The organism is Hydrocarboniphaga effusa AP103 (assembly GCF_000271305.1).
Classification (GTDB): domain Bacteria; phylum Pseudomonadota; class Gammaproteobacteria; order Nevskiales; family Nevskiaceae; genus Hydrocarboniphaga; species Hydrocarboniphaga effusa.
On the sequence record NZ_AKGD01000001.1, the window covers coordinates 616,973 to 643,383 of the forward strand.

General features: G+C 66.4%; 25 protein-coding genes and 1 tRNA gene. 8 read left to right on the forward strand and 18 right to left on the reverse strand.

Going from position 1 to position 26,411, the window contains the following annotated elements; translation table 11 throughout:
- Positions 1-60 precede the first annotated feature (60 nt).
- The 4 genes from WQQ_RS02735 to rpoE all read right to left on the reverse strand — a co-directional run bounded on the left by WQQ_RS02735 (position 61) and on the right by rpoE (position 3,352).
- A complete protein-coding gene (locus tag WQQ_RS02735) occupies positions 61-324 on the reverse strand; it encodes a glutaredoxin family protein (RefSeq protein ID WP_007183520.1) in 264 nt (87 codons plus the stop codon).
- Complete coding sequence (locus WQQ_RS02740; protein WP_157534481.1) at positions 324-1,823, reverse strand: Do family serine endopeptidase; 1,500 nt, start codon at positions 1,821-1,823, stop codon at positions 324-326. The genes WQQ_RS02735 and WQQ_RS02740 overlap by 1 nt, the downstream gene beginning before the upstream one ends.
- A 175-nt stretch (positions 1,824-1,998) precedes the next feature.
- Entirely contained in the window at positions 1,999-2,631 is a 633-nt protein-coding gene (locus tag WQQ_RS02745; protein WP_007183522.1) for a sigma-E factor negative regulatory protein, read from the reverse strand.
- Positions 2,632-2,779: 148 nt separating this feature from the next.
- A complete protein-coding gene (rpoE, locus tag WQQ_RS02750; RefSeq protein WP_040452871.1) occupies positions 2,780-3,352 on the reverse strand; it encodes an RNA polymerase sigma factor RpoE in 573 nt (190 codons plus the stop codon).
- A gap of 111 nt (positions 3,353-3,463) precedes the next feature.
- Here rpoE and nadB point away from each other — a divergent pair, with 111 nt between their 5' ends.
- Positions 3,464-5,062: an L-aspartate oxidase gene (nadB, locus tag WQQ_RS02755; RefSeq protein WP_007183525.1), complete on the forward strand. Its 1,599-nt coding sequence runs from the start codon at positions 3,464-3,466 to the stop codon at positions 5,060-5,062.
- A gap of 46 nt (positions 5,063-5,108) precedes the next feature.
- On the opposite strand, the gene WQQ_RS02760 is transcribed toward nadB, so the two are convergent.
- A complete protein-coding gene (locus WQQ_RS02760; protein WP_007183526.1) occupies positions 5,109-6,038 on the reverse strand; it encodes an AraC family transcriptional regulator in 930 nt (309 codons plus the stop codon).
- Between the two features lie 174 nt (positions 6,039-6,212).
- On the opposite strand from WQQ_RS02760, the gene WQQ_RS02765 reads away from it, so the two are divergent.
- The gene (locus WQQ_RS02765) at positions 6,213-7,211 is read left to right on the forward strand and encodes an aldo/keto reductase (RefSeq protein WP_157534482.1); all 999 of its coding nucleotides are present in this window, start codon (positions 6,213-6,215) and stop codon (positions 7,209-7,211) included.
- 15 nt (positions 7,212-7,226) lie between these two features.
- On the opposite strand, the gene WQQ_RS02770 is transcribed toward WQQ_RS02765, so the two are convergent.
- The 8 genes from WQQ_RS02770 to WQQ_RS25375 all read right to left on the reverse strand — a co-directional run bounded on the left by WQQ_RS02770 (position 7,227) and on the right by WQQ_RS25375 (position 12,565).
- A complete protein-coding gene (locus WQQ_RS02770; protein WP_007183528.1) occupies positions 7,227-7,790 on the reverse strand; it encodes a lipocalin family protein in 564 nt (187 codons plus the stop codon).
- A gap of 43 nt (positions 7,791-7,833) precedes the next feature.
- The gene (locus WQQ_RS02775; protein ID WP_007183529.1) at positions 7,834-8,310 is read right to left on the reverse strand and encodes a protein YgfX; all 477 of its coding nucleotides are present in this window, start codon (positions 8,308-8,310) and stop codon (positions 7,834-7,836) included.
- Positions 8,279-8,518: an FAD assembly factor SdhE gene (locus WQQ_RS02780; protein ID WP_007183530.1), complete on the reverse strand. Its 240-nt coding sequence runs from the start codon at positions 8,516-8,518 to the stop codon at positions 8,279-8,281. Before WQQ_RS02780 ends, WQQ_RS02775 begins: the two co-directional genes overlap by 32 nt.
- Before the next feature lie 155 nt (positions 8,519-8,673).
- The gene (locus tag WQQ_RS02785; RefSeq protein ID WP_007183531.1) at positions 8,674-9,459 is read right to left on the reverse strand and encodes a succinate dehydrogenase iron-sulfur subunit; all 786 of its coding nucleotides are present in this window, start codon (positions 9,457-9,459) and stop codon (positions 8,674-8,676) included.
- Between the two features lie 74 nt (positions 9,460-9,533).
- Positions 9,534-11,354 (reverse strand): succinate dehydrogenase flavoprotein subunit, encoded by a 1,821-nt coding sequence (gene sdhA, locus WQQ_RS02790; protein ID WP_007183532.1) that lies wholly within the window; start codon positions 11,352-11,354, stop codon positions 9,534-9,536.
- Between the two features lie 32 nt (positions 11,355-11,386).
- Complete coding sequence (sdhD, locus tag WQQ_RS02795; protein WP_007183533.1) at positions 11,387-11,764, reverse strand: succinate dehydrogenase, hydrophobic membrane anchor protein; 378 nt, start codon at positions 11,762-11,764, stop codon at positions 11,387-11,389.
- Between the two features lie 13 nt (positions 11,765-11,777).
- Positions 11,778-12,182 carry a succinate dehydrogenase, cytochrome b556 subunit gene (gene sdhC / locus WQQ_RS02800; protein WP_007183534.1) on the reverse strand — a complete coding sequence of 135 codons (405 nt, stop codon included), beginning with the start codon at positions 12,180-12,182 and terminating at the stop codon, positions 11,778-11,780.
- Between the two features lie 143 nt (positions 12,183-12,325).
- Positions 12,326-12,565: a DUF1674 domain-containing protein gene (locus tag WQQ_RS25375; RefSeq protein WP_007183535.1), complete on the reverse strand. Its 240-nt coding sequence runs from the start codon at positions 12,563-12,565 to the stop codon at positions 12,326-12,328.
- A 211-nt stretch (positions 12,566-12,776) separates the two neighbouring features.
- On the opposite strand from WQQ_RS25375, the gene ygfZ reads away from it, so the two are divergent.
- On the forward strand, positions 12,777-13,694 hold the full coding sequence (gene ygfZ / locus WQQ_RS02810; protein WP_007183536.1) for a CAF17-like 4Fe-4S cluster assembly/insertion protein YgfZ: 918 nt from the start codon (positions 12,777-12,779) through the stop codon (positions 13,692-13,694).
- A 97-nt stretch (positions 13,695-13,791) separates the two neighbouring features.
- Entirely contained in the window at positions 13,792-14,730 is a 939-nt protein-coding gene (locus WQQ_RS02815; protein ID WP_040453491.1) for an AEC family transporter, read from the forward strand.
- A 34-nt stretch (positions 14,731-14,764) separates the two neighbouring features.
- Here WQQ_RS02815 and WQQ_RS22810 read toward each other — a convergent pair whose 3' ends face one another.
- The 3 genes from WQQ_RS22810 to WQQ_RS02830 all read right to left on the reverse strand — a co-directional run bounded on the left by WQQ_RS22810 (position 14,765) and on the right by WQQ_RS02830 (position 20,384).
- Positions 14,765-16,153, reverse strand: coding sequence for an SPOR domain-containing protein (locus WQQ_RS22810; protein WP_050997550.1), 1,389 nt, complete (start codon positions 16,151-16,153; stop codon positions 14,765-14,767).
- Positions 16,154-16,210: 57 nt separating this feature from the next.
- Positions 16,211-19,072 (reverse strand): EAL domain-containing protein, encoded by a 2,862-nt coding sequence (locus WQQ_RS22815; RefSeq protein WP_007183539.1) that lies wholly within the window; start codon positions 19,070-19,072, stop codon positions 16,211-16,213.
- Between the two features lie 91 nt (positions 19,073-19,163).
- Positions 19,164-20,384, reverse strand: a complete 1,221-nt coding sequence (locus tag WQQ_RS02830) for an acetylornithine/succinyldiaminopimelate transaminase (RefSeq protein ID WP_040452880.1) — start codon at positions 20,382-20,384, stop codon at positions 19,164-19,166.
- 235 nt (positions 20,385-20,619) lie between these two features.
- On the opposite strand from WQQ_RS02830, the gene WQQ_RS02835 reads away from it, so the two are divergent.
- Both WQQ_RS02835 and acs read left to right on the forward strand, forming a co-directional pair.
- Positions 20,620-21,408, forward strand: a complete 789-nt coding sequence (locus tag WQQ_RS02835) for an acyl-CoA thioesterase (protein WP_007183542.1) — start codon at positions 20,620-20,622, stop codon at positions 21,406-21,408.
- 339 nt (positions 21,409-21,747) lie between these two features.
- Positions 21,748-23,724: an acetate--CoA ligase gene (gene acs, locus WQQ_RS02840; protein ID WP_007183543.1), complete on the forward strand. Its 1,977-nt coding sequence runs from the start codon at positions 21,748-21,750 to the stop codon at positions 23,722-23,724.
- Between the two features lie 81 nt (positions 23,725-23,805).
- Here the strand turns inward: acs and WQQ_RS02845 are convergent, their stop codons facing one another.
- Positions 23,806-24,090: an EF-hand domain-containing protein gene (locus WQQ_RS02845; RefSeq protein WP_007183545.1), complete on the reverse strand. Its 285-nt coding sequence runs from the start codon at positions 24,088-24,090 to the stop codon at positions 23,806-23,808.
- Positions 24,091-24,200: 110 nt separating this feature from the next.
- Between WQQ_RS02845 and WQQ_RS02850 the strand changes: the two genes are divergently transcribed.
- On the forward strand, positions 24,201-24,413 hold the full coding sequence (locus WQQ_RS02850) for a hypothetical protein (RefSeq protein WP_007183546.1): 213 nt from the start codon (positions 24,201-24,203) through the stop codon (positions 24,411-24,413).
- Positions 24,414-24,785: 372 nt separating this feature from the next.
- On the opposite strand, the gene WQQ_RS02855 is transcribed toward WQQ_RS02850, so the two are convergent.
- Positions 24,786-24,873 (reverse strand) — tRNA-Ser (locus WQQ_RS02855).
- 194 nt (positions 24,874-25,067) lie between these two features.
- Between WQQ_RS02855 and WQQ_RS02860 the strand changes: the two genes are divergently transcribed.
- Entirely contained in the window at positions 25,068-26,411 is a 1,344-nt protein-coding gene (locus WQQ_RS02860) for an efflux RND transporter periplasmic adaptor subunit (RefSeq protein ID WP_007183549.1), read from the forward strand.

Genomic DNA, 26,411 nt, shown 5'->3' on the forward strand with positions numbered 1-26,411 from the left:
AAGGAGAAGTGGCGCAGTATAGCGGCTTCGCAGCGAGCCCCGATGACGCCGCGATGAGGCTCAGGCCGCCGGCGCCGAGCGCCTGCCTTGCTGGGCCAGCCAGTCGCGGAGGGCCTCGGCGTCGAAGAAGGTGGCGCAGACCACGCTGCCGTCATCGTCGAGCAGCACCGGGATCTTGAGCCCGTAGCGGCGCTGCCAGTCCTCGCGGCTGTCGACGTCGACCTGCTCGATGGTCCAGGCCTGGTTCGGAAACCCGGCCAGCAGGGCTTCGAGCAGCTCCTCGCAGAGATGGCAGCCCGGCCGCCCGATCAACCGCAGACGCATCAGCGATCCGCCGCCCCGGGCACTTCGAGCGGAAGGAACGAGGGCGTGCCAGCGCGATTGACGAGCACCGGCACGGTCACGCCCGGCGTCAACAGGGCGACGATCTCGCCGAGCCGCTGCGGCGAACTGACTTCCTGCCCCGCGATCGACTGGACAATGTCTCCGCGCCGGATGCCCGCGCGCGCGGCCGGCCCCGGAGCGACCGATTCGACGAGCACGCCGTTGCCGACCACCTGCCAGCGGCGGCGCAGTTCGTCGGGCAGCGGGCTCACGGTCAGGCCGAACTGGGCGGAGCCCGGAGCTGGCGCTTCGGGCACCGAGGCGTCGCCGCTGTCCTCGACATCGCGGTCCTGGTTCTCGAGCTCGCCGACTTCGACCTTGATCGTCACCTTGCGGCCATCGCGCTGGACTTCGAGCGGAATGACCTGGCCCGGATCGACGTTGCCGACCATCGGCGGCAGCGCGGCCGAGATCGGCAGCTCCTCGCCGTTGAAGGTCAGGATCACGTCGCCGGCCTTGAGCCCGGCGCGCTCGGCTGGGCTGCCGGCCATCACGCGCGCCACCAGCGCGCCGACCGGGCGCTCCATGCCGAAGGTCTGGGCGAGGTTGCGATCGACTTCCTGCACCACCACGCCGAGCCAGCCGCGCGTCACGCGGCCCTTGTCCTTGAGCTGGCGCGCGACCTTGGCGGCGACGTCGATCGGGATCGAGAACGACACGCCCTGGTAGCCGCCCGACTGCGAATAGATCTGCGAATTGACGCCCACGACTTCGCCATCGAGATTGAACAGCGGCCCCCCCGAGTTGCCCGGGTTGATCGCCACGTCGGATTGCAGAAACGGAACGTACTGCTCGGAAATCAGGTTGCGGCCCTTGGCGGACACGATGCCCGCGGTCACCGAATAATCGAAGCCGAACGGCGAGCCGATGGCGAGTACCCACTGGCCCGGACGCAGCTTGTTGGAGGCCCCGGTCTTGACCGCCGGCAGGCCCTTGGCGTCGATCTTGAGCAGCGCAAGATCGCTGCGCTCGTCCGAGCCGACCACCTGAGCCGAGAACTGGCGCCGGTCGAGCAGGCGCACGATGACTTCCTTGGCGTCCTGGATCACGTGGTAATTGGTCAGGATGTAGCCATCGTCCCAAAGGATGAATCCCGAACCCAGCGGCTGCGGCGCACCCGGTGCGCCCTCTTCGGGGTCGACCGCGCCTTCGCCACCTTGGCTGCTGTCGTCCTCGGGTGCGGTTTCGCCCCGATCCTGGCCGTGCTGATCGAAGAAACGCTTGAGCCAGTCGGGGGCGTTCTCGGGCGTCTCCGGGCCACCGCCGCCACCGTCCAGCGCCCCCGGTGCAGGAGCCGCCGAAATCGTGCTGATGTTGACCACCGACGGGCTGACGCGCTCGACCAGATCGGCGAAATCGGGATATCCGCCCGTCGTCGAAGGCTTCGAGCACGAGGCGACAGCGAATGCAAAAGTCGACGCGACAACGGCGTTCAGCATCCGCCGTAGGGGACGCGCGGCATCGATCATGAGGCGAGGACTCCCGATTATCCGGTCGTAGCCGGATCAAATGTCAGCACATTCTAGGGGAGTGCCGGGTGAAATGAGCAAAACAAGAAGCCGGGCATTGTCGCGCCCGGCTTCGGTCAAACGGTGCGTCCCAAGTCGATCAGGTTCAGCGCTTTTCGTTCGCCGCATCGAAGCGCACGTAACGGGCCGAATAACCCGCCGAATAACCCGCCTCGGCGGTCTGCTCGGCCAGCGCGCTGTTGCGGCTTGCGATGTAGTCGCGCAGCAGGGCGGCGTATTCTTCGTCGGCGAACGTGGGGCCGTAGTTGTCGCCGGTCAGCGACACCGCCTGCAGGCGACCGCCCATCGGGCGCACCACCACCGGATTGCTCACCCGAACATTGGCGCCGTAGGCCTCGCCTTCCTGCCCGCCTGCGGCCGGCTGGACCGTGCCGATGCCGTGCTGCGGCCCCATGAACAGCACCGCCGCTGCGCCCATCGAAGCAGCGGCAGCGAACCCGACGGCCGGCTTCCACGGCAGTTCGACCACGCGGCGACGCCAGGCCGACAGATCCACCACGCGACCGCGCGACACCGGTTCTTCGAGCCCGGCCATCACGCCCGCGCAGATGCAGATACCGGGCGCGATCGAAGCGCCGTCGGCCAGATCACGTCGCAGATGCCAGCGGCCCCATTGCTGCGCCAGCTCCGGACTGGCGTCCATCTGCCGGAGCAGACGGTCGATTTCGGCGTCGCTACATTCGCCATCGAGAAGGGCCGAGAGAGATTCGTTGGACATCGATCGCACCTTAGCGGGATACGCTGAGTTCAGACTTGGTACAGGCTAAACCACAATACGAAGGGAAAGTTCCGGTTTGTTACAAATTGTACGGACGCTTCCTGTACGGACGCTTCCCTTGAATTCGATGACAGGCTACCCAGGCAGCTTAGCCGAGCAGGGGCTTCACGACCGCATCGATCGCTTCACGCGCCCGGAAGATGCGCGAGCGCACGGTTCCGATCGGGCAGTTCATGACTTCGGCGATCTCCTCGTACGAAAGCCCATCGAGCTCGCGCAGCGTGATCGCCTGGCGCAGATCGGGAGGCAGCTTGGCGATGCTCTCGGCGACCTTGCGCTTGATCTCATCGGACAGCAAGAGCGATTCGGGGGTGTCGACATCCGACAGCTGCTCGGTGTGCCCGTACTGCTCGGCATCGCCGACATCGATGTCCTGCGTCGAGGGCCGGCGGCCGCGCGCGACGATATAGTTCTTGGCGGTGTTGATGCCGATGCGATAGAGCCAGGTGTAGAACGCGCTCTGCCCGCGGAAGCCATTGAGCGCGCGGTAGGCCTTGATGAAGGTTTCCTGGGCGACATCGGGCGCATCCGCTTCGCCGACCAGACGGCCGACCAGCTGGATGATCTTGTATTGGTACTTGCGCACCAGCAGCTCGAACGCGCGTTGATCGCCGTTCTGAGCGCGGGTTACGAGTTGTTCGTCGACTTGATCTTCGCTCATCGCGGCCGTGTGGCCTTTTCGCCCTGGGTTGTCGTCAGCCGCTACACTTCGGTGCACGGATGACCGCGCCCGCCCTGCGCGGCATGACAAGCGTAACAGTCTAACCCGCTCATGAATGAATCCGAAGTCCTGATCATCGGCAGCGGTGCTGCCGGCCTCACTTGCGCCCTCAAGCTCGCGCAGATGGGCATACGCTCCACCGTTGTCTCCAAGACCCAGCTCGAATCCGGCGCCACGCTGTGGGCTCAGGGCGGCATCTCGGCGGTGTTCGACGAGGACGATTCGCTCGAGGCGCACGTCCGCGACACCCTGATCGCCGGCGCCGACCTGTGCGACGACCAGGCGGTGAAGTTCACCGTCGAGCGCGGTCCCGGCGTGGTGCGCTGGCTCAACGAGCTCGGCGTCGCGTTCACGCGCGACACCGGCGCCGGCAACCCCGAAGGCCTGCACCTGACGCGCGAAGGCGGCCATAGCCATCGTCGCGTCGTGCATGCGGCCGACGCCACCGGGCACGCGGTGGAGACCACGCTGGCCGGCGTGGTGCTCACCAATCCGCTGATCAGCGTGCGCGAGCGCCTCGTCACGCTCGACCTGATTCTGGATACCCGGCGCGAGCGCGTCGTCGGCGCCTATCTCTACGACCGCAACAGCAAGCGCGTGGAAGCGGTTTCGGCCAAGTGCGTGGTGCTCGCCACCGGCGGCGCGAACCAGGTTTATCTGTATTCGAGCAACCCCTATGGAGCCTCGGGCGACGGCATCGCGATGGCCTGGCGTGCGGGCTGCCGCGTCGCCAACATGGAATTCATGCAGTTCCATCCGACGATTCTCTACAACCCGGGTTCGGGCAAGGGATCGCGCTCGTTTCTGATCACCGAAGCCCTGCGCGGCGAAGGCGCGGTGCTGCGTCTGCCGACCACCGGCGAGCGCTTCATGCCACGCTTCGATTCGCGCGAGGAGCTCGCTCCGCGCGACATCGTGGCCCGCGCGATCGATCACGAAATGAAGCGGCTCGGCTTGTCTTTCGTGCACCTGGACATCACGCACCAGAGCGCGGAGTTCATCAAGGACCATTTTCCGAGCATCTACGCGCACTGCCTGAGCGTGGGTATCGACATCACGCGCGAGCCGATTCCGGTAGTGCCGGCCGCGCATTTCACCTGCGGCGGCGTGATGACCGATTTGTCCGGCCGCACCGACGTGCGCGGCCTCTACGCGGCCGGCGAAACCGCCTGCACGGGCCTGCACGGAGCCAATCGACTGGCTTCGAACTCGATCCTCGAATGCCTGGTGTTCGGCGAAGCGGTGGCGGACGACATCGCCCTGCGCCTGCCGAGCATGCCGGCGCCGGGGCCGGCGCGTCCGTGGGACGAATCGCGCGTATCGGATTCGGACGAGGATGTGGTGGTTTCGCACAACTGGCTCGAGTTGCGCACCTTCATGTGGGATTACGTCGGCATCGTGCGCACGACCAAGCGCCTGCTGCGTGCCCAGCACCGAATCGAGCTGCTGCAGCAGGAGATTCAGGAGTTCTACGGCAATTACCGCGTGAGCCATCACCTGATCGAGCTGCGCAACCTCGCCGCCTGCGCCGATTTGATCGTGCGCTCGGCGCTCGCGCGCCAGGAATCACGCGGGCTGCATTACACGCTCGATCATCCGCAGACCAATGACGAAGTCGCTCCGACGATTCTGCCCGGACGCACGCCATAGCCGGCTCAAACCGGCCTGAGCCCCGGTTCCGCAGCGCACGCCCTGGCTAGGCCGATTTGCGCAGCCGGGTGATCTCCAGACGCGGTGGAGCACCGAACAGCCGCCGGTATTCGCGGCTGAACTGCGAGGGACTTTCGTAGCCGACCCGATGCGCGGCCACCGCGCAATCGAGATCGTCGGTCAGCATGAGCCGGCGCGCCTCGTGCAAGCGCAACTGCTTTTGATACTGCAGCGGCGACATCGAGGTCAGTGCCTTGAAGCGGTGATGCAAGGTCGACGGGCTCATGTGCACCGCTTCTGCGAGCTGTTCGATCCGCAGCGGTTGCGTATAGCGCTCGGAGATCCAGCTGATCGCACGCGACACGCGCTGTGTGTTGCCCCCGGCGACGAGATTGACGAGCCGATGCCCCAAATCACCGATCAGCAATCGATAGTGGATTTCGCGCACGGCCAGCGGCGCGAGCACCGGCAGTTCCTGGGGCGCGTCGAGCAGGCGCACGAGCCGCAACACCGCGTCGAGCAACGAATCACCGAGGCGCGAAACGTAAAGTCCGCGCGTGGCTCGCGAGGCAACCGGCGTTCGTGTCTTGTCGAGCTCGAGCAGCAGGGTCGAAATCTGTTCGACATCGAGCGCGAGCCGCAGGCACAGATACGGATTCTCGGGGCTGGCCTGCACGATCTGGCTCATCATCGGCAAGGCCACCGAGACGACGAGATAGTTCAGCGGATCGTAGTTGAACACCTCTTCGCCGAGCGTGGCCCGCTTGCTGCCCTGCACCACCACGCACAGCGAAGGCTGATAAACCATGGGCATCCGCTGGGTCGGCGTCGTCGCACGACTCAGCGTGAGCGGGGCGAACCGCGTCTGATTGAGACCATCGACGCGGGCCAGCAAGGACAGGCGAGCGGCGAGCTCCTTGTGCCGCGCATCCCTCGGCGATGCAGGCGAATGCAGCTCCGAAATGTTGGTGTGCATGAAAACTCCCTTTCGCACCGGGCCCCTCGAGTGGGATGCATCATAGCGAGGCCCGCCGCGCAGGCCAGGCCGAAGGCAGGATCAGGCAAGAAGACCACAGGAACGGTCTACCGTTCATCACTTCGCGATCCCTAAGCTGGCGACTCACTCAATGACGAACGCCCGGCAATCACGATGACTTCCATGCTTCCGCGTCGCAGGCTTGGCCTCCAGGGTCTCGAAGTGTCCGCCCTGGGGCTGGGCTGCATGGGCATGTCCGAGTTCTACGGGCCGGCCGACGAAGCGCTCAACCTCAAGGTGCTGCATCACGCGCTCGACCGCGGGGTGAATTTCCTCGATACCGCCGACATGTATGGCGTCGGCGCCAACGAGCGCCTGCTGTCTTCGGTGCTGCGCGAACGCCGCAGCGAAATTGTGCTGGCGACCAAATTCGGCATCGTGCGCGGCCCGAACGGCGAGCGCCTGGGCGTCAGCGGTCGGCCCGAGTACGTGCGCTCCGCCTGCGAGGCGAGCCTCGAGCGCCTCGGCGTGGAGCAGATCGATTTGTACTACCAGCATCGGGTCGATCCGAACGTGCCGATCGAGGAGACGGTCGGGGCGATGGCCGAACTCGTGAAGTCCGGCAAGGTGCGCTACCTCGGCTTGTCCGAAGCCGGAGCTAAGACTTTGCGCCGCGCCTCGGCAGTGCATCCGATCAGCGCACTGCAGAGCGAATACTCGCTGTGGTCGCGCGATCTCGGTGATCACATCCTGCCGACCTGCGGCGAACTCGGCATCGGAGTGGTCGCCTACAGCCCGCTCGGTCGCGGCTTCCTGACCGGCGCGTTCCAGAGCCCTGCGGCGCTCGGCGACGGAGACAATCGCCTGAGCTCACCGCGCTTCGTCGGCGAGAACTTCAAGCGGAACCTGCGCCTGCTCGAACCCGTGAAGGCCATTGCCAGCGAACTCGGCCATACGCCTGCACAGATCGCCCTCGCCTGGCTGCTGCAGCATCCGGCCGGCATCGTGCCGATTCCGGGAACGCGGCGCATCGAGCGGCTGGACGAGAACCTCGGAGCCGCACAAGTAAAGCTTCGCGAGGCAGACCGGAAAACGCTCGATGCCCTGCTCGTCAGTCACGAGGTCGCGGGCCTGCGTTATCCGGATGCCGGCATGGCCGCGGTGAATCTCTGAGGTGAATCTCCCGACTCAGTCCTTCGTCACCGGCTCCGGCCGCTGTTGTGGCACACGCCGGAGCTGGGCGACGTCATATCCCATCGCAGCAATACGCTGCACGTAGCGCTGATAATCGGTTTCCGTGATCGTGGGTGTACGCGCCATCAGCCAGACGTAATCGCGCTTGCTGCGCGCGATGATCGTTGCCGAGTAATCACCGTTGGGACTGGATTCAACGAAAGCGATTCGATATTCGCCCTTGAACGGCCAGACGAACTGCATGCCCCACAACGCATTGCCGGTTCCGGGCTCGACGAAGCCGGTCGGACGATAAACCTTGAGCGGCTTGTCGAAACCGCCCTTGCGCATGCGATAGCGCACGCCGATCGTGCCATCGGCTTGCAGCGTGTAGGTTTCGATCGGGTTGTACGCCTTGCGCTCGGGCCAAAGCGGAATCGTCGCGATCACGTACCAGTCGCCCATGAAGCGCGGCAGATCAATGGAAGGCACCAGCGCGATCGGCTCGCGCCTGGGGCTCATGAGACTGCAGCCCACGAGCGCAAGCAGGGTGAACGAGCAGAGCAGGAACGAGCGCATGTCGGGCCGCGGAGGGAGATCATCCGCGCAGCCTAGCCGCGCCTTACGGCGCTTCAGCTGAACCGGATCCGCTGTCCCGCTTCGAGGGTCTCGCGAGCAGGCGGGCCCGCAGCCGGCGCAGCGGCTCGTCGCCGAGCTCACCCCCGAACAGGGCGCGCGTACGTATCGGCGCATCGTCGGGCTTGAAGTTCATGACGATGAGCGAGCGCCCGATCATCGTGCTGTTGGCGAGCACCGTGCGCTGGGTTTTGCCGCTCGCGTCGTGTATCTGCCAGCCCGTACCCGGCTGCCAGACCAGGCGCACGATCGCGCGCGGACCGTAGCCGAACACCGGGTGCCGGCGCAGCCACCACCAGGAAACCGCGAGCGCGACCGCGAGCAGCACCATGGCATTGCCTGCACGCATCGAAACCGCGAGCAGCACCAACGGAACGAAGTGCAGCAGGTAGACCCAGCCGAGCGCGCGCCGCGAAGGCTGCAGCCTTACGTCAAGAGTGGACTCGGAGTCGTTCGATGACATCGGCGTACTCGGCCGGCACAGGCGAATAGTCCATCACCCAGGACCAGATGTCGGGGTCTTCGACGGTTTCGAGCAGGTTCACGAACGTGGCCTGCTCGGCCTCGGAGACGTTCGGGTAGTGCTGCTCGTAGTAGCGCGTGACGACGACGTCGAGTTCTTTCATGCCTCGACGCAGCAGCCAGCGGACACGGGGATTGGCAGTGCTCATAAGAGGCGCATTGTAAGCGGCATCGGAAACGAAAGAGCCCGGCATGAGCCGGGCTCTTTTTGAATTGCGGGGGCTTGCCTTCCCTGGCGCAACCGCCGCTCTCTTGTCGGGCGTTCGGAAATTCCGGAGTACCGTTCAAGGCACTCCGGGATTCCTCACCCCTGACGCTCGACCAGCATCTTCTTGGTCTCGGCGATCGCCTTGGCCGGGTTCAGACCCTTCGGGCAGGTCTTGGTGCAGTTCATGATCGTGTGGCAGCGATAGAGCTTGAACGGATCTTCGAGCGCATCGAGACGATCGCCGGTGGCTTCGTCGCGCGAGTCGGCGAGCCAGCGATAAGCCTGCAGCAGGATCGCCGGGCCGAGGTAGCGATCGCCGTTCCACCAGTAGCTCGGGCAGGACGTGCTGCAGCACGCGCACAGGATGCACTCGTAGAGGCCGTCGAGCTTGGCGCGCTCTTCTTCGGACTGCAGGCGCTCGCGCGTCGGCGCGGGGCTGTCGGTCTTGAGCCAGGGCTCCACCGAAGCGAGCTGCGCGTAGAAGTGCGTGAGATCCGGAACCAAGTCCTTCACCACCGGCATGTGCGGCAGCGGATAGATCTTCACGTCGCCGCTGATTTCGTCGCAGCCCTTGGTGCAGGCCAGCGTGTTGGTGCCGTCGATGTTCATCGCGCACGAACCGCAAATGCCTTCGCGGCAGGAACGACGGAAGGTCAGCGTCGGGTCGATCTCGTTCTTGATCTTGATCAGCGCGTCGAGAACCATCGGGCCGCAGGCGGCCATGTCGATGTCATAGGTATCGACGCGCGGATTGGCGCCGGTATCCGGATCGTAGCGGTAGATCTTGAAGCTGCGAACCTTCTTGGCGCCGGCCGGGGCCTTGAAGTGCTTGCCGGCCTTCTTGTCGATGGTCGAATTCTTGGGAAGCGTCAACTGGGCCATCTGGCTTGCTCCTACGTCTGTTCTGTCGGCAACTTAAGCGTTGCGCATCTGAGCTGGCTTGCGGAAAGCGCGCTTTAGTAAACGCGCTTCTGCGGGGCAACGACCTGCATCTCGTCGTCGAGCGTGTACATGTGAACCGGGCGATCGCCGAGCTTCACTTCGGTCTCGCCGGTGCGCCAGGCCAAGCTGTGCTTGAACCAGTTCACGTCGTCGCGGTCCGGGAAATCTTCGTGCGCATGCGCGCCGCGCGATTCCTTGCGCGCCGCGGCCGACTCCAGCGTCACGAGCGCCTGGCCCATGAGGTTTTCGAGCTCGAGGGTTTCGATGAGGTCGGAATTCCAGATCAGCGAGTGATCGGAGACCTGCACGTCCTTGAAGGTTTCGATGGTCTTCTTGAGCTTGACCAGGCCCTCCTCCATCGATTCCTGCGTGCGGAACACCGCTGCGTGCTTCTGCATGGTCTTCTGCATTTCGAGGCGGATTTCGGCGGTCTTGCGGCTGCCCTTGGCGTAGCGCAACTTGTCGAGACGATCGAGGCAGAAATCTTCGGATTCGTCCGAGATGGTGCTGTGCGGAGCGCCCTTCTTGACCACCTGCGCGGCGCGGATGGCGGCCGAACGGCCGAACACCACGAGATCGAGCAGCGAGTTGCTGCCGAGACGATTTGCGCCGTGCACCGACACGCAGGCCGCCTCTCCAACCGCCATCAGGCCCGGGATCACGCTGTCCGGGTTGCCGTCGCGCACGGTGACCACTTCGCCATAGAAGTTGGTCGGGATGCCGCCCATGTTGTAGTGCACCGTCGGGATGACCGGGATCGGCTCCTTGGTGACATCGACGCCCGCGAAGATCTTCGCGGTCTCCGAGATGCCCGGCAGACGCGCGTGCAGCACGTCGCCGCCGAGGTGCTCGAGATGCAGATGAATGTGATCGCCTTCGGCGCCGACGCCGCGGCCATCGCGGATTTCCATCGTCATCGAACGCGAGACGACGTCGCGCGAGGCGAGGTCCTTGCGGTTCGGCGCGTAGCGCTCCATGAAGCGCTCGCCCTTGCTGTTGGTGAGATATCCACCTTCACCACGCGCACCTTCGGTGATCAGGCAGCCCGAGCCGTAGATGCCGGTCGGGTGGAACTGCACGAATTCCATGTCCTGCAGCGGAACGCCCGCGCGCAGCGCCATGCCGCCGCCGTCGCCCGTGCAGGTGTGAGCCGAGGTCGCCGAGAAGTAGGCGCGGCCGTAGCCGCCGGTGGCGAGGATCACGGTGTGGGCGCGGAAGCGATGCAGCACGCCGGTCGCCATGTCCATCGCGATGACGCCCTTGCACTCGCCCTTGTCCATGATCAGGTCGAGCGCGAAGTATTCGACGTAGAACTGCGCTTTGCACTTGAGGCTCTGCTGATAGAGCGTGTGCAGCATCGCGTGGCCGGTGCGGTCGGCGGCGGCGCAGGTGCGCTGCGCGGTGCCTTCGCCCCAATGCGTCGTCATGCCACCGAACGGACGCTGGTAGATCTTGCCTTCGGGCGTGCGCGAGAACGGCAGGCCGTAGTGTTCGAGCTCGATGATCGCCGGAATGGCTTCACGGCACATGTACTGGATCGCGTCCTGGTCGCCGAGCCAGTCGGAGCCCTTGACGGTGTCGTACATGTGCCAGCGCCAGTCGTCCTGGCCCATGTTGCCGAGCGCGGCGGAGATGCCGCCCTGCGCGGCGACCGTGTGCGAACGCGTCGGGAACACCTTGGTGATGTTGGCCGTCTTCAGGCCGGTTTCGGCCAGGCCGAGCGTGGCGCGCAGGCCGGCGCCGCCGGCACCGACGACGACCACGTCGTACTCGTGATGAACGATCTCGTAACCGGGACGGACCTTGGGGAATTTGATGTCGGCTTGATGCGCCATGTTCGATCTCTATTTTTTCTGGGTGGCGGCTCTTACGAGAGCGCGACCTTGAGGACGGCGAAGATGCTGATCGCGCCGAGCACGGCGAGGCCGAACTTGGCGAGCACGATCATGGCGAGCTTGGCGCCTTCGTGGCCGACGTAATCTTCGATGACGACCTGCACGCCCAATGCGGCGTGGTATAACGACACCGCGATGAACAGCACCAGCGTGACGGCCACGGCCGGGTAGCTCACCCACCAGCGCACGGCGTCATAGTCGCCGCCCGCCAGATTGGCGACCGAGAACACGAACCACAGCGTCAGCGGAATCAGCGCGATGGCGGTCAGGCGCTGGACCCAGAAGTGATGCACGCCGGACTTGGCGGAACCCAGGCCGCGAGCGCGGGAAAGCGGAGAACGAAGGCTCATGGTTGGCTCCCGATCAGACGGCGTAGGCAAGGATCCAGACCGCGATGGTCAGGATGGTCGAGACGAAGATCACCGCGTAACCCATCGTGTAGGCCGACTTGATGTCGAGCCCACGTCCGGTATCCCAGACCAGGTGACGCATGCCGTTGCAGAGGTGATAGAGCGCACACCAGCTCCAGGCGAACAGCAGGACCTGGCCGTACCAGGCGAGCATGTGGCCCGCATAGGCGCCGTACCAGGCCGGGCCGGCGGCGAGCGCGACGAGCCAGCCGGTGATGAACAGCGAGCCGAGCGTGAGGATCAGGCCGGCCAGACGATGCGTGATCGACAGCATCGAAGTGAGCTGCGGCTTGTAATACGGGCCGATCATGAAGGGGGATAACGGCCGGCTGACGACCGACGCCTTTTTTGTGCTCATTCCGACTCCCTTTGAGGTCTGGGACGTGAAGGCCAGCCGCTTTTCGACTTGCGCTTGGCTTGTGTTGTGACAGCGGTTTTTGCAGCTTGTGTGTCGCGTACGGCTACAGCCGGCCCGATGGCGCAGGGCCTTGAAGCATGGGTTCAAAAATCGATGCAGCGACCGTTTTTCTCCCAGTCGCCATAACGCGTCGGTTCGAGCCCGTCTTTGCGCCCTCCGATCTCCCGCACCGTTCCCGGAGCGCTTTCGGTGCTCGCTGCCTGAGCGATGACCGATGCCTCTCCGATCTGCGCTACCGCAGCCGCCTTGGCCTTGGACTTTCCCGCGAACCGAACGATGGTTTCCGTCGCCGCAGCTTCGCTGGCGGGCTTGAAGCGACGCACCGTTGCCTCATTTTCACCAGCGGGGGACAAGCTGCTGCTCGACACAGGATGCATTGCGGTTCGCTTGAATCGATCTTCGATTGAACAGGGCTAAACGGGGTACCTTAACCGCCATAGTGTGACAAAGTTGCCACACCTGTCGCAACGAAACCGTACTCGCGGTCTCATCGCGATTCCCGATCAAGAATTATCGCAAAACGAATCACGCTTCATGAACAAAGACTTGGCGCTCATCCGGCTCGATGCGGACACGGTTCTGTTGCAGGCCCGCGGCCCCGATGTCGACACTTTCCTGCAAGGCCAGCTCAGCAACGACATCTCCAGGCTGTCGGGCAAGCAGGCTCAGCTGTCGAGCTACAACAGTCCCAAGGGACGCATGCTCGCGGTACTCACGCTGATGCGTCGCGACGGCAGCATCGATCTCGAACTGCCGCGCAGCATCGCCGAGCCCATCGCCAAACGCCTGCGCATGTTCGTGCTGCGCTCCAAGCTCACGCTGACGATCGCGACGGATGAGGCGAGCCTCGGCCTGGTCGGCGCGGAGGCGCCGGCCGCGCTCGCGGCGGCCGGCCTGCCCGCACCGGCCGAGGCGCTCGGATACGCCGTCGCCGGCGAGTTGCGCGTGTTGCGCCGTTTCGGCGATACCCCGCGCTACAGCGTCCATGGCCCGGTCGCGGCGATCGAAGCTTTGGCTTCGCGCTTGAGCGACGCGCCGACCGCCGGCTTCGATGCCTGGATGCGGGCTCAAATCCTGGCCGGCGAACCGGTGGTCGGCGCGCAGACGCAAGATCGCTTCGTCGCCCAGATGGCCAATCTCGACCGGCTCGGCGGCATCAGCTTCGACAAGGGCTGCTACACGGGCCAGGAGATCGTCGCGCGCCTGCACTATCTCGGCCAGCTCAAGCGGCGCCTGTTCCTGTGCAGCGGCACGGGTGCGGCACCCGAGGCCGGCGCTTCGATCCACCTGGGCGGGCAGGATCAGTCGGTCGGCGAAGTGGTGCAGTCGGCTCCGGGGGCCGCGGGCGGTTTCGTCGCGAGCGTGGTGCTGCAATTGTCGCAAGCCGAGGCCGATGGCCTGCACGTCGGAGACACCGCGCTGAGCCGGCCGCAGCCCTATTTCATCGATTGAGCCGCGACTGAGCGCCGGACTGGTCGGACCTTTGCCGTCGCCGTGAGCGCCGGCTCTACACTGGCACATCCCGCTCGTTGCGAATCCGCCGTTGTCCATCCTCTCGATTCTCACGGTCGTTGCGCCGATCTTTGCGCTGATCCTCGCCGGCTGGCTCGCAAGCCGCCTCGGCGTGCTCGGCACCCAGGCCACCACCGAACTCAACCGCTTCGTCGTCTACCTGGCGCTGCCGGCCCTGCTGTTCGACATCGTCGCCCACGTGCGCTGGGCCGAAATCTGGCTGCCGGGCTTCATCGCCGTGTTCGGCATCAGCTGCCTGCTGATGTTCGCGCTCACGCTGTGGCTGCGCTGGCGGCGCGGCCGGCCCCTGGCCGACGCGGCCATCGATGCGCTCAACGCGTCCTATTCGAACACCGGCTTCATGGGCTTTCCGCTCGTGCTCGTCTGCTTCGGCCGCGAGGGACTGGCACCGACGCTGATCGCCTCGATCATCGTCGTCTGCGGAGTGTTCGCGATCGCCATCGTGCTGATCGAGATCAGCCTGCAGACCCAGGCCAGCCGCGGCCGGCTCGCGCTCAAGGTCGGCGGCTCGCTGGCGCGCAATCCGCTGCTCGTCGCGCCGCTGCTCGCCGCGCTGTTCCCGATCAACGGATCGCAGCCGCCGGCCGGCGTCGACAGCTTCCTGAAGCTGCTCGGAGGCGCCGCCTCGCCGTGCGCGCTGATCGCGCTCGGGCTGTTCCTGGCCGGCGATCGCAAGCCTGCCGAGGCGCCGCGGCAGGACGGAGCGGCGTTGCTGGTGGGTTTCAAGCTGCTGCTGCAGCCGCTGGTGGCCTGGCTGCTCGCGAGCTACGTGTTCGGGCTGGATGCGACGCTCACCCACCTGGCCGTGCTGCTCGCCGCGCTGCCGACCGGCACCGGGCCGTTCATGCTCGCCGAGTTGTATCGGCGCGAGGCCGAGGTGACGTCACGCGTGATCCTGATCTCCACCGTGGTCTCGCTCGCCACGGTCTCGGCTTATCTGGCGCTGGCGACCTGAGCGCTGGTGCGAATCGCCGTGGTGGCGCCGACCGTCAAGGCTTGATCACCCACGGCGCGGCATAGCCGGCCGACTTGAGCTGTTCGGCGATGTCGTGGGCCTCTTCGCGGCTCTGCAGGCCCTGGATCTGGATGCGATACCAGGTCTTGCCCTTGACTTCGGCCTCGGCGATCGCGCCGGCGAAACCGGATTTGCCGAGCCTGGCGAGCTCCTTCTGCGCGCTCGGGCGATCGGGCACCGACGCGATATTCACCGCCCAGCGACCGCTGCTCGCCGCGGCCGGCTTGGGCGTCGGCTTGGGCGCTTCGACCACGGCGGCCGGCGCGGGCGTCGCCGGCTTGTAGGCCGGCAGCGGGGCCGGAGCCGGATTCGTCGCCGGGGCGCCGCCCGGCGTCGCGGCGACCGAAGAAGGCTGATACGCCGGTCGCGACGGCGGAGTCGGGGTCACCGTTTGAGCGCTTGGAGTCGGGGCCGATGAAGGCACGTATGCCGGAACGGATGTCGGCGCGAGCGCGCTGGTCGCCGGCGTCGGCCGTTCGGTGGCGGGCTTGGGCTTGGGCACATACGCTGGCAGCGTCGGCTGCGCGGCTGCGAGCGTGTCGGCACCTGGACCCAGGCCCGGAACGGCCGTCGGAGTCTGAGTAACCTGTGGCTTTTCGACAGGCCTTTCGGCCGGCTTCGCGGGCTGCGGAGTCGCCGCTGCCACCGCTGGAGGCGCGCTTGCGGTCGCCGGCGCAGGCGCCGATGCGGCGGCCACGGCCGTCCTCGGCGCTTGGGCCATTCGCCCGAGCGTCCGATCCTGGCGAACCGCGATCCAGTCGTCCATGTCGACCGCCTTGCGCAATCCGGCCACGCCCGGAGCGACGATCCAGCAGCTGTCGGCCTCGACTTTGGTGCTGTCGGCATGCCCGGCCCCGGTCAGCGTCAGATCGCCTTCGGCCGAGCACAGGGCCCGGCCCTCGCCGGCTTTCCCGAGGCTGGTTTTCTCGAAGAAGTACTCGCCGGTGATCAGGTTCGCGCTGTCGGTGTCCACGTAGACGAACAGCGGCCAGTGGATGTCGAGCGGCGGCTGCTTCCAGATCACGCGCAGGTAGCCTTTCTGCAAACGCAGCACGGTGCGCAGGTCGGTCGCGTAGGTGGCGAACGGCAGGCGCTCGATCTGCACGGAGCTGCCCGGCCCGAGTTCGAGCAGGCCGTGGCGGCCCAGCTTGAGCGCTGCGCGCGCACCGGAGCCCAGTACGAGAACGTCGTCGGCCTGCAGAACTCCGCCTTCGGCAGCGGCCTGCGAACGTCCGCCGCGCTGCAACTCGGCTTTGCCCTGCAGCTCCTGGATGCGCAGCAGCTGGCCCTGGGCGTAGGCGGCGACCGGCATGAGCGCGAAGGCGGTGACGGCGGCGAGGCAGAAGGCAACGGCTGATTTCATGCGCAGGCGGCGGGCGGTGGTCAGGCGACAGTGTAGAGAGTTCACCAAACGCGCTGCTCAGCCGAGCAGTTCGTTGAACGGCCGGCCCGGCGCGATCGCCTTGCCCTGCACCCAGTCGACGCCGAGCGCGCCGAGCGCGCACAAGGTCTGCGCGTCCTCGACATGCTCGGCGATCGTGCGCAGGCCCATGTCGTGGCCGAGCCGGTTGATCGCCTCGACCATGCTGCGATCGACCGCGCTGCTGTGCATGGTGCGCACGAAGCTGCCGTCGATCTTCACGAAGTGCACGGGCAGCGTTTTCAGGTACGAGAACGAGGCCATGCCGACGCCGAAATCGTCGAGCGCGAAGCGGCAGCCCAGGTCGGCGAGCCGGTTGATGAAGCTCATCGCCTCGGACAAGTGCGAGATCGCGGCCGTCTCGGTGATCTCGAAGCAGATGCGCTCGGGCGCCACGCCATAGCGCTCGATGCAGCCGATCACGAAGGCCAGGAACTGGTCGTCCGACAGCGACATGCCCGAGACATTGATCGCGTAGATCACGCCGTCGGCCGGCAGCCTCGCAATGCCCGCGCAAGCGTGGTCGACCACCCAGCGATCGAGCGCGGTCATCAGGTAATAGCGCTCGGCCGCAGCGATGAAGGCGGCCGGCTGTACCAGCGTGCCGTCGTCGTCGAGCATGCGCACGAGCAGCTCGCGGTAATGCACCTGGGTGGAGCCGCTCGCCGGAATCACGTCTTCGTAAAAGAGCAGGAACTGCTGCTCGTCGAGCGCCTTGCCGATGCGCCCGACCATGCTCATTTCGGCGTGCCGCTGGCGAATATCGGCGTCGCCGTGCAGCACCCAGCGAGAACGATCGCGCCCGGCGTCCTTGGCCGCGAAGCAGGCCGCATCCGCATTGGCGAACACGCGCGCCATGTCCTCGCTCTGGGCACTGACTTCGGCCACGCCGACGCTCACCGTCACGCTGTAGCTGCGCTCGTCCCAGGCGAAGCGATAGCCGCGCACCGCGTCGAGCAGCAGATCGATGATCCGCCTCGCCTCGGTCGCGTCGCCAGCGCGGATCAGCACGCCGAACTCGTCGCCGCCGAGCCGGGCGACCGCATCGTCCGAACGCAGCTGCGAACGCAGCACCGGCGCGAGCCGTCGCAGCAGCTCGTCGCCCGCATAGTGACCGAGCGTGTCGTTGATGACCTTGAACTGGTCGATGTCGATCAGCGCGAGCCAGTGCGTGGCCTCGCCGCTCTTGGCCAGGGCCAGCGCGGCCGACAGCCGGCGCTCGAACTCGCCGCGGTTGTACAGTCCGGTGAGGCTATCGTGCGCGCTGCGGTAGGCGAGCTCGGCGACCAGCAGGCTTTGCTCGGTGATGTCCTGCAGCAGCAGCAGAGCCCCGAGCACGACGCCGTCCTCGACCAGCCGTGCGCAGGTCAGCCGCACGCGCAGCCGACGGCCATCGCGGCCGAGCAACTGGCGCTCCTCGCGGATCAGCGTCTCGCCTTCCCGGCGCAGGCAACGCCAGACCGGGCTCGCCGCGACCGCCTGCCCCTGGCTTACGAACTTGAGCACGCTGTCGTGGCCGAGACCGAGTGCCTCGGCCTGCGACCAGCCGGTCAGGCGCTCGGCTGCGGGATTGATCAGATCGATGCTGCCGAGCGCATCGGTGGCGATCACGCCTTCGCCCATGATGCGCAGCCCGGTGCGCACCAGATGCAGGAAATCGCCCGGCGGACGCGGGTCTCCGGGCTCCGGTTCCAGCCTCCATTCGACGATCAGCCGCGGGCCCTGAGCAGTCTGCCAGCGGCTCAGCGAGACGCGCGCCGGCGCGGCGTGGTCGCCGATGAGCAGATGCAGGTCCATCTCGGCGCGTGCCGACTGACCGAGCGCGCGCAGCAGCCGCGTCCATTCGCCGGCCGCGAGCAGCGCTTCGGCGTTGCGGCCGCTCCAGTCGAGCTGGCTGCCGAGGAAGGTCAGCAGGGTCGGGTTCACTTCGAGCAGGTGGCCGTGCTCGTCGAGCACCGCGCCGAGCGTGGCCGACACCTCGAGCGCCTCGCGATAGCTCGTGTACGGCAGCGTATCGGCCTGCGACATCGACGGCAGCAGCTCGCGGCGCACGAACAGGCCATTGGCGAGCGCGCTGCGTTCGAACAGATCGTGGTGCGCGTTCATGACGTCGTTGCGCCCGACCAGCAGCAGTCCGCCCGGACGCAGTGCGGCCGCGAACTGCTCGACCGCCCGGCGCTGCGCATGCAGCTGCAGCGAGCCGAGCAGGTTGCGGCAATCGACGAGGTCGAAAGCCTGGATCGCCGGCGAGGTCAGCACGTCGTGCAGCGCGAACGAGCAGAACGACATTAGCGAGCGCGAGACGCGGCATTCGCCGTCGTCGAACTCCAGGTAGGCCTCGCGCAGATGCGCCGGCACCAGCGCCGCCGAGATCGAACCGAAGCCGCCGCGCTGGGCTTCGAGCAGCAGATCGAGATCGATGTCGGTGCCGAGCACGAAGAAATCGGCCGGAATCTCGCTGCCGAGCTGGGCTTCGGCCACCAGCATCGCGATCGAGTAGACATCCTCGCCGGCCGCGCAGGCCGGCACCCAGATGTGCGGCACCGGCGCGGCGAGCAGCAGGTGCGGCAGGGTGCGCGCGAGGCCCGCGTAGGCTTCCGGGTCACGGAAGAACACCGTGGTCGACTCGAGCAGGTCGTGCACGAGGGCGACGCATTCCTCGCGATCGGCGACGAGGCGCTCGACGTAGTCTTCGGGCGAGGCCAGTTCGAGCCGACGCATGCGGGCCTTCAGATGGCGCAGCAAGGTCGACGTCCGGTACTCCGAAAGGCGCAGCGACGAGACGCCGCGCAAGGCCTCGGCGAGCCGCCGGGAAAGTTCGGCTGAAACCGGCATCACATCGTCGGTGACGCCGGAGCTCACGCGGCCTCGCGACGAGCCAGGCCGCAAAACGGTAACGGCCCGGACGCGCCGGGGCGTCCGGGTTCGATCGCGATGGGCGTGGCCGGCCGCATCAGCCTCCGCCGGGGCCGGCCGCCGCGAGTTCGGCCACCGCCAGATCGAGACGACGCAGGCCTTCGGCCAGATCGGCCTCGGTGATGTTGAGCGGCGGCGCCAGGCGCAGCACATCCGGACCGGCGACCAGCGTCCATACGCCGTGGCGCATGCCGGCGTTGACGATGTCCTTGGCGCGGCCTTTCCAGGCGTCGACCAGTGGAGCGCCGAGCAGCAGACCCATGCCGCGCACACCGCTGAACAGGCCGTGCCGGCGAGCGCTCGCCAGAATGCCTTCGCGCAGCTGCTCGCTGCGCGCGTTGACGTTGGCGAGCAGGGACGGCGAGGCGATTTCTTCGATCGAGGCGAGCCCGACCGCGCAGGCCAGCGCGTTGCCGCCGTAAGTGGAGCCGTGGGTTCCGAACGCGAGGCTCGCCGCAGCATCGGCCTTGGCCAGCATCGCACCGAGCGGAAAGCCGCCGCCGATGCCCTTGGCCGTGGTCAGCACGTCCGGCACCACCCCGAACTGCTCGTAGGCGTAGAGCGTGCCGCTGCGTCCGTTGCCGGTCTGCACTTCGTCGAAGATCAACAGCGCGTTGAAGCGGTCGCAGAGTTCGCGAGCGGCCCTGATGAATTCCGGCGTCGCCGGCGTCAGGCCCCCCTCGCCCTGCATCGGCTCGAGCACGATCGCGCAGGTCTGCTCGCCGACCGCGGCGCGCAGCGCCTCGACGTCGTTGTACGGCAGATGCGTGATGCCGCCCGGCAGCGGCTCGAAGCCCTGCGTGTACTTGGCCTGCCCGCCGACGCTCACGGTGAACAGCGTGCGGCCGTGGAAGGCATTGAAGAAGCTGATGATCTGGTTCTTGTGCGCGCCGTACTTGGACGAAGCATGCTTGCGCGCGAGCTTGAACGCGGCCTCGTTGGCCTCGGCTCCCGAATTGCAGAAGAACACGCGGTCCGCGAAGGTCAGCTCGACGAGCCGTCTCGCGAGCTTGAGCGCGGGCTCGTTGGTCATCACGTTGGACAGATGCCAGAGCTTGTTGGCCTGCTCGGTCAGCGCATCGACGAGCTTGGGATGGCAATGGCCCAACCCGGTCACCGCGATGCCACAGGCCAGATCGAGGAACTCGCGTCCCTGCTGATCCCACAAGCGGGAGCCCTGGCCGCGGACCGGAATGATGTCCGAAGGCGCGTAGTTGGGAACCATGACCTCATCGAAGGTCTTGCGAGTTACCTGCATGACAACCTCTTGATCTCGTCTGACACTTTAGGCGCACGTCAGCGCCCGGAAACAAGCCAATAGAACGTACTACCCGGCGGCGGCGGCCACAAACGACAATGGCCCGCGTCGGCGGGCCATCCGTGCACGGGCTGGAGTGCGGTGGCGATCATAGCAACCGCTGTCCGAGGGGCCAATCCACCGCGTCGACCGCTGCACTAGCTTGCTGCTCATCCCACTGAACCGGAATTTCCAAATGGACTTCGAAAGCCTGATGCAGAGCATTCAACCCGTGGACGGCGGCTGGGGTCTGCGCCTCACCGAAGACTGGTTGCAGGGCCGCAGCGCCTATGGCGGCCTGCAGGTGGCGATCGTGCTCAAGGCGATGCGCGCGCTGATTCCGGACGGCGCCCCGCTGCGCACCGTGCAGGTGACCTTCCTGGCCCCGGTGCCGGCCAGCGAAGACCTGCGCGCCCACGCAACTATCCTGCGCGCCGGCAAGAACGCGACGCACATCGAAGGCCGGCTCCAGCTCGGCGGGCAGCTGCTGTGCCTGGTCATCGGCGTGTTCGGCGCCACCCGCCAATCGGCCGTCCGCATTCGCCCGGCGCAGCCCGAAGTGCCGGCCGGCAAGATCATCACGCTGCCGCAGATCAAGGGCGTGACGCCGGACTTTCTGCAGCATTTCGACGTGCGCTGGCTGCACGGGGGCCTGCCGTATTCGGGTGCGAGCGAGGCCAAGGCCGTCATCGAAGTGGGCTTCAAGCACAGCGGCACGGTCACCGAGCTGCACCTGCCGGCGATCGCCGACGTGATCCCGCCGCTGGCGATCACCCTGCTCAGGAAACCCGCGCCGGGCAGCTCGATGACCTGGATGCTCGAACTGCTCGCCGATCGCTACGACCATTTGCCGCTGCAGGGCTGGCGCTTCGACGCCGAAGTGCTCTCGGCCGCCGACGGCTACACCAGCCAGACCGCGATGATCTGGGCGCCCGACGGCAGCCCGGCGATGCTGAGCCGGCAGAGCATGGTGGTCTTCGGCTAGTGGCCCGCAATGCTCCGACAGCATCCGGAGGAGTGACGGCGGGTGAGTCGGGACAAAGCCACCAGGAGGAGACGTGGCCGTCGCTAGGGCGGGCAACGCAGGCTCGGCTAGCCCGACGCGCGCAGACGGATGCGATAGGCCGCTACAGGTCACCAATCCGTAAACTTCCTTAGTCGTTAGTCGTATTCAGCCGATATGTCCGCCATCGGGTAGTAAGCTTTTCCCCTCGTGGCGCGCCGAATTCGGTTCGGGCGCCGATAGTGCCGCCAGAGAACCTCGCGACCAGCGACTCCGGATAGAGAGTTCGCGCCGCGCCCGCCAGCCCTGTGGAGAAGCTGCATGAGTCAAATCACCTCGGTACTCAACGAAACCCGCCTGATTCCGCCTCCGGCCGATTTCGTCGCCCAGGCCAATATCCGCGGCATGGAGGGCTACAACGCCCTCTGCGCCGAAGCCGAGGCCGACTACACCGGCTTCTGGGCTCGCCTCGCGCGCGAGCAGCTGGCCTGGAGCCAGCCGTTCACGCGCACGCTCGACGAGAGCAAGGCCCCGTTCTACCGCTGGTTCGACGACGGCAAGCTCAATGCCTCGTACAACTGTCTCGATCGCCACATCGAAGCCGGCCGCGGCGATCGCACCGCAATCATCTTCGAAGCCGACGGCGGCGAAGTGACGCACGTCAGCTACGCCGACCTGCACCGCCGGGTCTGCAAGTTCGCCAACGGCCTGAAGTCGCTGGGCCTCGCCAAGGGCGATCGCGCGGTCATCTACATGCCGATGTCGATCGAAGGCGTAGTCGCCATGCAAGCCTGCGCGCGGCTCGGCGTGACGCATTCGGTGGTGTTCGGCGGCTTTTCGGCCAAGTCTTTGCAGGAGCGCCTGGTCGACATCGGCGCCAAAGTGCTGATCACCGCCGATGGCCAGGTTCGCGGAGGCAAGTCGCTGCCGCTCAAGAGCATCGCCGACGAAGCGCTCGCGATGGGCGGCTGCGAGGCCGTGGAGCACGTGCTCGTCTACAAGCGCACCGGCGGCGAGATCGCCTGGAACGCCAAGGATCGCTGGCTGCACGAGCTCGTGCAGAACCAGCCGGAACAGTGCGAGGCCGTGGCCATCGAGGCCGAGCATCCGCTGTTCGTGCTCTACACCTCGGGCTCCACCGGCAAGCCCAAGGGCGTGCAGCACGCCACCGCGGGCTATCTGCTGTGGGCCAAGCTGACCATGCACTGGACTTTCGACCTGAAGCCCAGCGACGTGTTCTGGTGCACGGCCGACATCGGCTGGATCACCGGCCACACCTACATCGCCTACGGCCCGCTCGCGGCCGGCGCGACGCAGATCGTGTTCGAAGGCGTGCCCACGTACCCGAACGCCGGCCGCTTCTGGGACATGATCCAGCGCCACAAGGCGACCATCTTCTACACCGCGCCGACCGCGATCCGCTCGCTGATCAAGGCCAGCGAATCCGACGCCAAGGTGCACCCGAAGAGCTACGACCTGTCGTCGCTGCGCCTGCTCGGCTCGGTCGGCGAGCCGATCAACCCCGAAGCCTGGATGTGGTACCACCGCGAAGTGGGCCACGAGCGCTGCCCGATCGTCGACACCTTCTGGCAGACCGAAACCGGCGGCCAGATGATCACGCCGCTGCCCGGCGCAACGCCGCTGGTTCCGGGCTCCTGCACGCTGCCGCTGCCCGGCATCATGGCCGCCATCGTCGACGAGACCGGCCACGACCTGCCCAATGGCCAAGGCGGCGTGCTGGTGGTCAAGCGTCCGTGGCCGTCGATGATCCGCACCATCTGGAACGATCCCGATCGCTTCGCCAAGGCCTACTTCCCGGCCGAACTCGGCGGCCGCCTGTATCTGGCTGGCGACGGCGCGATCCGCGACGAAAAGTCCGGCTACTTCACGATCATGGGCCGCATCGACGACGTGCTGAACGTCTCGGGTCACCGCCTCGGCACGATGGAGATCGAGTCCGCGCTGGTGGCCAATCCGCTGGTCGCCGAAGCGGCCGTGGTCGGCCGTCCGGACGACACCACCGGCGAGGCGATCTGTGCCTACGTCGTGCTCAAGGGCGCGCGCCCGACCGGCGACGAGGCCAAGAAGACGGCCGCCGCGCTGCGCGACTGGATCGGCAAGGAGATCGGCCCGATCGCCAAGCCCAAGGACATCCGCTTCGCCGACAACTTGCCGAAGACGCGCTCGGGCAAGATCATGCGCCGCCTGCTGCGCTCGATCGCCAAGGGCGAGCAGATCACGCAGGACACTTCGACGCTCGAGAATCCGGCGATCCTGCAGCAGTTGCAGGGCGACTGAGCTTCGGTTTTCGCTTTGCAGCCGTCACGAAAAAGCCTCGCGATCGCGAGGCTTTTTCCGTTGCGCGGCGCTCGACGCGACTCAGTGCTGCAGGCCGCCCTGCGGCTGCGACGGCATGCCCTTGGCCGCGAATTCGACCGCATCGATCACGCCGTCCTTGTTCGCATCCCACTGGTCCCAGTTCTTCGCGAGCTTGGCGTCCGCTTCCTTTCTGCTGACGACGCCGTCGCCGTCCTTGTCGAGCTTGAGCATCTCGGGGCTCGGTGCGGTGGTCGGATCGTTCGGCATCTTCATCGGATCTTGTGAGCAGGCACCGAAACTGGCACCGGCAAGCCCGGCGGCAAGCAACGCGGCGGTGATTTTCATGGTGAATCTCCTCGCAGGCTGGCCTTCCGGTCTACGCCAAATGCCATAACTGAACCCTGAACCGCAGGGTTTATGATGCCGGCGCAGTACCACATACCAGGGAGAGCGACATGGCCGTACGCAAGGGAACCGCCGTCGAGGACGGCAACAAGATTTATCACTTCGCCGACGAGCAATCGGCCCAGGCCTTCGTCGATTGCCTGGCCGACGATTCCGTTACCAGCTGCAGCCAGCGCATCAAGCCGGTGTCGGTCGAAGCAAAGAAGCCGGCCGTTACGGTGGCGGCGCGTGGCGACGATCCGGAGTTCAAGATGCGGGCCTGAAGAAGACCGCTGCCGCGCGGTCGAAGCCGCAAGGGCGCAGGCGCCGCCAGGAAAACGCCAGCAGCTGCCGGGCAGCGCCACTCATCGCAGCGAAACCGGCCACCCAGGTGAAGAACGCGGGCGGAACCAGGGCGCCCGATCTTGGTGGCATCGACCATAAAAGCCGTCGCAATTCCCAGCGGCACCATCGCGCCATCGCCGAGGCGCGACGGTGCAGTGGAGTGCTTCGGCGACGAACCAGCAGAATCTGCAAGCTCAGAACGATCTGCCAGCCCACGAAGGCCACGGCGTGAACGTGAGCGATCGGCAGATTTCCCGCCCTTGATTTCCGTTATCGGACTGTTACGTCTTGGGCTCAAGCCCACGGGAAATTGGCGGAGAGAGAGGGATTCGAACCCCCGGAACCTTGCGGTTCAGCGGTTTTCAAGACCGCCGCAATAGACCACTCTGCCATCTCTCCGCGGTGAACCGCAGCATGCCTTCGTAAGGATTCGTGAAGCGCACGTTTGCAAAACTTTACCGACGGACAATCCGTTGTAACGCGTCAGCACGCTATTGTGCCCGTGACGGGTGCAAATTTCCTGCACAGTTACGTCCTACGATGCGCACCGCCAAGGCGGACGGCCTTGTGCAAGCTTCTCCTGAGAAAAATCAATGCAAAGAAATTCGGCGACGATGCATGCGGCGCGCGCGTTCACGCGCGCATCGGGCAAGGTCAGACTCGTCAGTCTGATGGTGGTGTTGCTGGTGATCGCCGGGCTCGCCGGCCTGGCCTGGTATCTCGGCCAGCGTAACAGCAACAGTCCGCGCGGTATGGGCGGCATGGGCTTTCCGGGGGGTGGTTTTTCGACCACCGTGGGTGTCGCCGAGACGAGCACGCAGGACATTCCGGTGGTGCTCGAGGCGCTCGGCACGGTGACGCCGATCGCGACCGTCACCGTGCGCCCGCAGGTGTCGGGCGTGATCACCGAGATCCGCTTCACCGAAGGACAGCTCGTCAGCAAGGGCCAGGTGCTCGCGGTGATCGACCGCCGGCCGTTCCAGATGGCGCTGGCCCAGGCCGAAGGCGCGCTGCAGCGCGACGAGGCGCAGCTGCAGAACGCCAGGCTGCAGCTCGAACGCTTCCGTACGCTGCTGGGCCAGGATTCGATCGCCGAGCAGGAGGTCGATGCGCAGGCGGCGACCGTCAAACAGCTCGAAGGCACGGTCGCGGCCGATCGCGCGGCGGTCGGCTCCGCCCGGCTCAATCTCGATTTCTCCGAGGTCAAATCACCGGTCGCGGGGCGCGTCGGTCTGCGTGTGATCGACATCGGCAACTACATCGGCGCCGGCGACGCCAGCGGCATCGTGGTGGTGACGCAGATCGCGCCGACCGATGTCGCCTTCACGGTGCCACAGGATCGCGCCAACGAGATCTTCGAACCCGTCGGCCGCGGCGAGAAACTCGCCGCGGCCGCGCTCGACCGCACGCGCACCAGCACGCTCGCGCAGGGCCAATTCCTGACGCTCGACAACGTCGTCAACACCGACACCGGCACGGTGCGCGCCAAGGCGCGGTTCCAGAACGCCGAGAACACGCTGTTCCCGAGCCAGTTCGTGAACCTGCGGCTCACGCTGCGCACGATCAGGGACGCGGTGGTGGTGCCGGCCGCGGCCGTGCGCAACGGCAGCAATGGCGACTTCGTCTGGCTGATCCAGGCCGACAAGACGGTGACCCAGCGCAACATCAAGCGCGGCCAGGTCACCACCGACAAGGTGCAGGTGCTCGAAGGCCTGAAACCGGGTGACCAGATCGTCACCGAAGGCGGCGATCGCCTGAAGGAAGGCGCGCAGGTGACGCTGCCGGGCGACAAGCCGAGGCAGTTCACGCCGGGCCAGCGTCCGAACCAGGGCCAAGGCCAGGGCGAGCGCCGCCGTCGTCGCAACAACGGCGAGGGCGGACCGCCGGGCGGTGGGCCCGGTGGCGGCGCCGGTGGTCCTCCGCCCGGCGCGCCCTGA

Bases quoted from the DNA above. Each gene is read 5' to 3' on its own strand.
- nadB (WP_007183525.1), top strand. From the start codon at position 3,464: ATGAATGAATCCGAAGTCCTGATCATCGGCAGCGGTGCTGCCGGCCTC.
- WQQ_RS02770 (WP_007183528.1), bottom strand. From the start codon at position 7,790: ATGCGCTCGTTCCTGCTCTGCTCGTTCACCCTGCTTGCGCTCGTGGGC.
- WQQ_RS02780 (WP_007183530.1), bottom strand. From the start codon at position 8,518: ATGAGCACTGCCAATCCCCGTGTCCGCTGGCTGCTGCGTCGAGGCATG.
- ygfZ (WP_007183536.1), top strand. From the start codon at position 12,777: ATGAACAAAGACTTGGCGCTCATCCGGCTCGATGCGGACACGGTTCTG.
- acs (WP_007183543.1), top strand. From the start codon at position 21,748: ATGAGTCAAATCACCTCGGTACTCAACGAAACCCGCCTGATTCCGCCT.
- WQQ_RS02740 (WP_157534481.1), bottom strand. From the start codon at position 1,823: ATGCTGAACGCCGTTGTCGCGTCGACTTTTGCATTCGCTGTCGCCTCG.
- WQQ_RS22810 (WP_050997550.1), bottom strand. From the start codon at position 16,153: ATGAAATCAGCCGTTGCCTTCTGCCTCGCCGCCGTCACCGCCTTCGCG.
- WQQ_RS02830 (WP_040452880.1), bottom strand. From the start codon at position 20,384: ATGCAGGTAACTCGCAAGACCTTCGATGAGGTCATGGTTCCCAACTAC.
- sdhC (WP_007183534.1), bottom strand. From the start codon at position 12,182: ATGAGCACAAAAAAGGCGTCGGTCGTCAGCCGGCCGTTATCCCCCTTC.
- WQQ_RS02850 (WP_007183546.1), top strand. From the start codon at position 24,201: ATGGCCGTACGCAAGGGAACCGCCGTCGAGGACGGCAACAAGATTTAT.
- WQQ_RS02845 (WP_007183545.1), bottom strand. From the start codon at position 24,090: ATGAAAATCACCGCCGCGTTGCTTGCCGCCGGGCTTGCCGGTGCCAGT.
- WQQ_RS02835 (WP_007183542.1), top strand. From the start codon at position 20,620: ATGGACTTCGAAAGCCTGATGCAGAGCATTCAACCCGTGGACGGCGGC.
- WQQ_RS02785 (WP_007183531.1), bottom strand. From the start codon at position 9,459: ATGGCCCAGTTGACGCTTCCCAAGAATTCGACCATCGACAAGAAGGCC.
- WQQ_RS02735 (WP_007183520.1), bottom strand. From the start codon at position 324: ATGCGTCTGCGGTTGATCGGGCGGCCGGGCTGCCATCTCTGCGAGGAG.
- sdhA (WP_007183532.1), bottom strand. From the start codon at position 11,354: ATGGCGCATCAAGCCGACATCAAATTCCCCAAGGTCCGTCCCGGTTAC.
- WQQ_RS02745 (WP_007183522.1), bottom strand. From the start codon at position 2,631: ATGTCCAACGAATCTCTCTCGGCCCTTCTCGATGGCGAATGTAGCGAC.
- rpoE (WP_040452871.1), bottom strand. From the start codon at position 3,352: ATGAGCGAAGATCAAGTCGACGAACAACTCGTAACCCGCGCTCAGAAC.
- WQQ_RS02775 (WP_007183529.1), bottom strand. From the start codon at position 8,310: ATGTCATCGAACGACTCCGAGTCCACTCTTGACGTAAGGCTGCAGCCT.
- sdhD (WP_007183533.1), bottom strand. From the start codon at position 11,764: ATGAGCCTTCGTTCTCCGCTTTCCCGCGCTCGCGGCCTGGGTTCCGCC.
- WQQ_RS02765 (WP_157534482.1), top strand. From the start codon at position 6,213: ATGACTTCCATGCTTCCGCGTCGCAGGCTTGGCCTCCAGGGTCTCGAA.
- WQQ_RS02760 (WP_007183526.1), bottom strand. From the start codon at position 6,038: ATGCACACCAACATTTCGGAGCTGCATTCGCCTGCATCGCCGAGGGAT.
- WQQ_RS02860 (WP_007183549.1), top strand. From the start codon at position 25,068: ATGCAAAGAAATTCGGCGACGATGCATGCGGCGCGCGCGTTCACGCGC.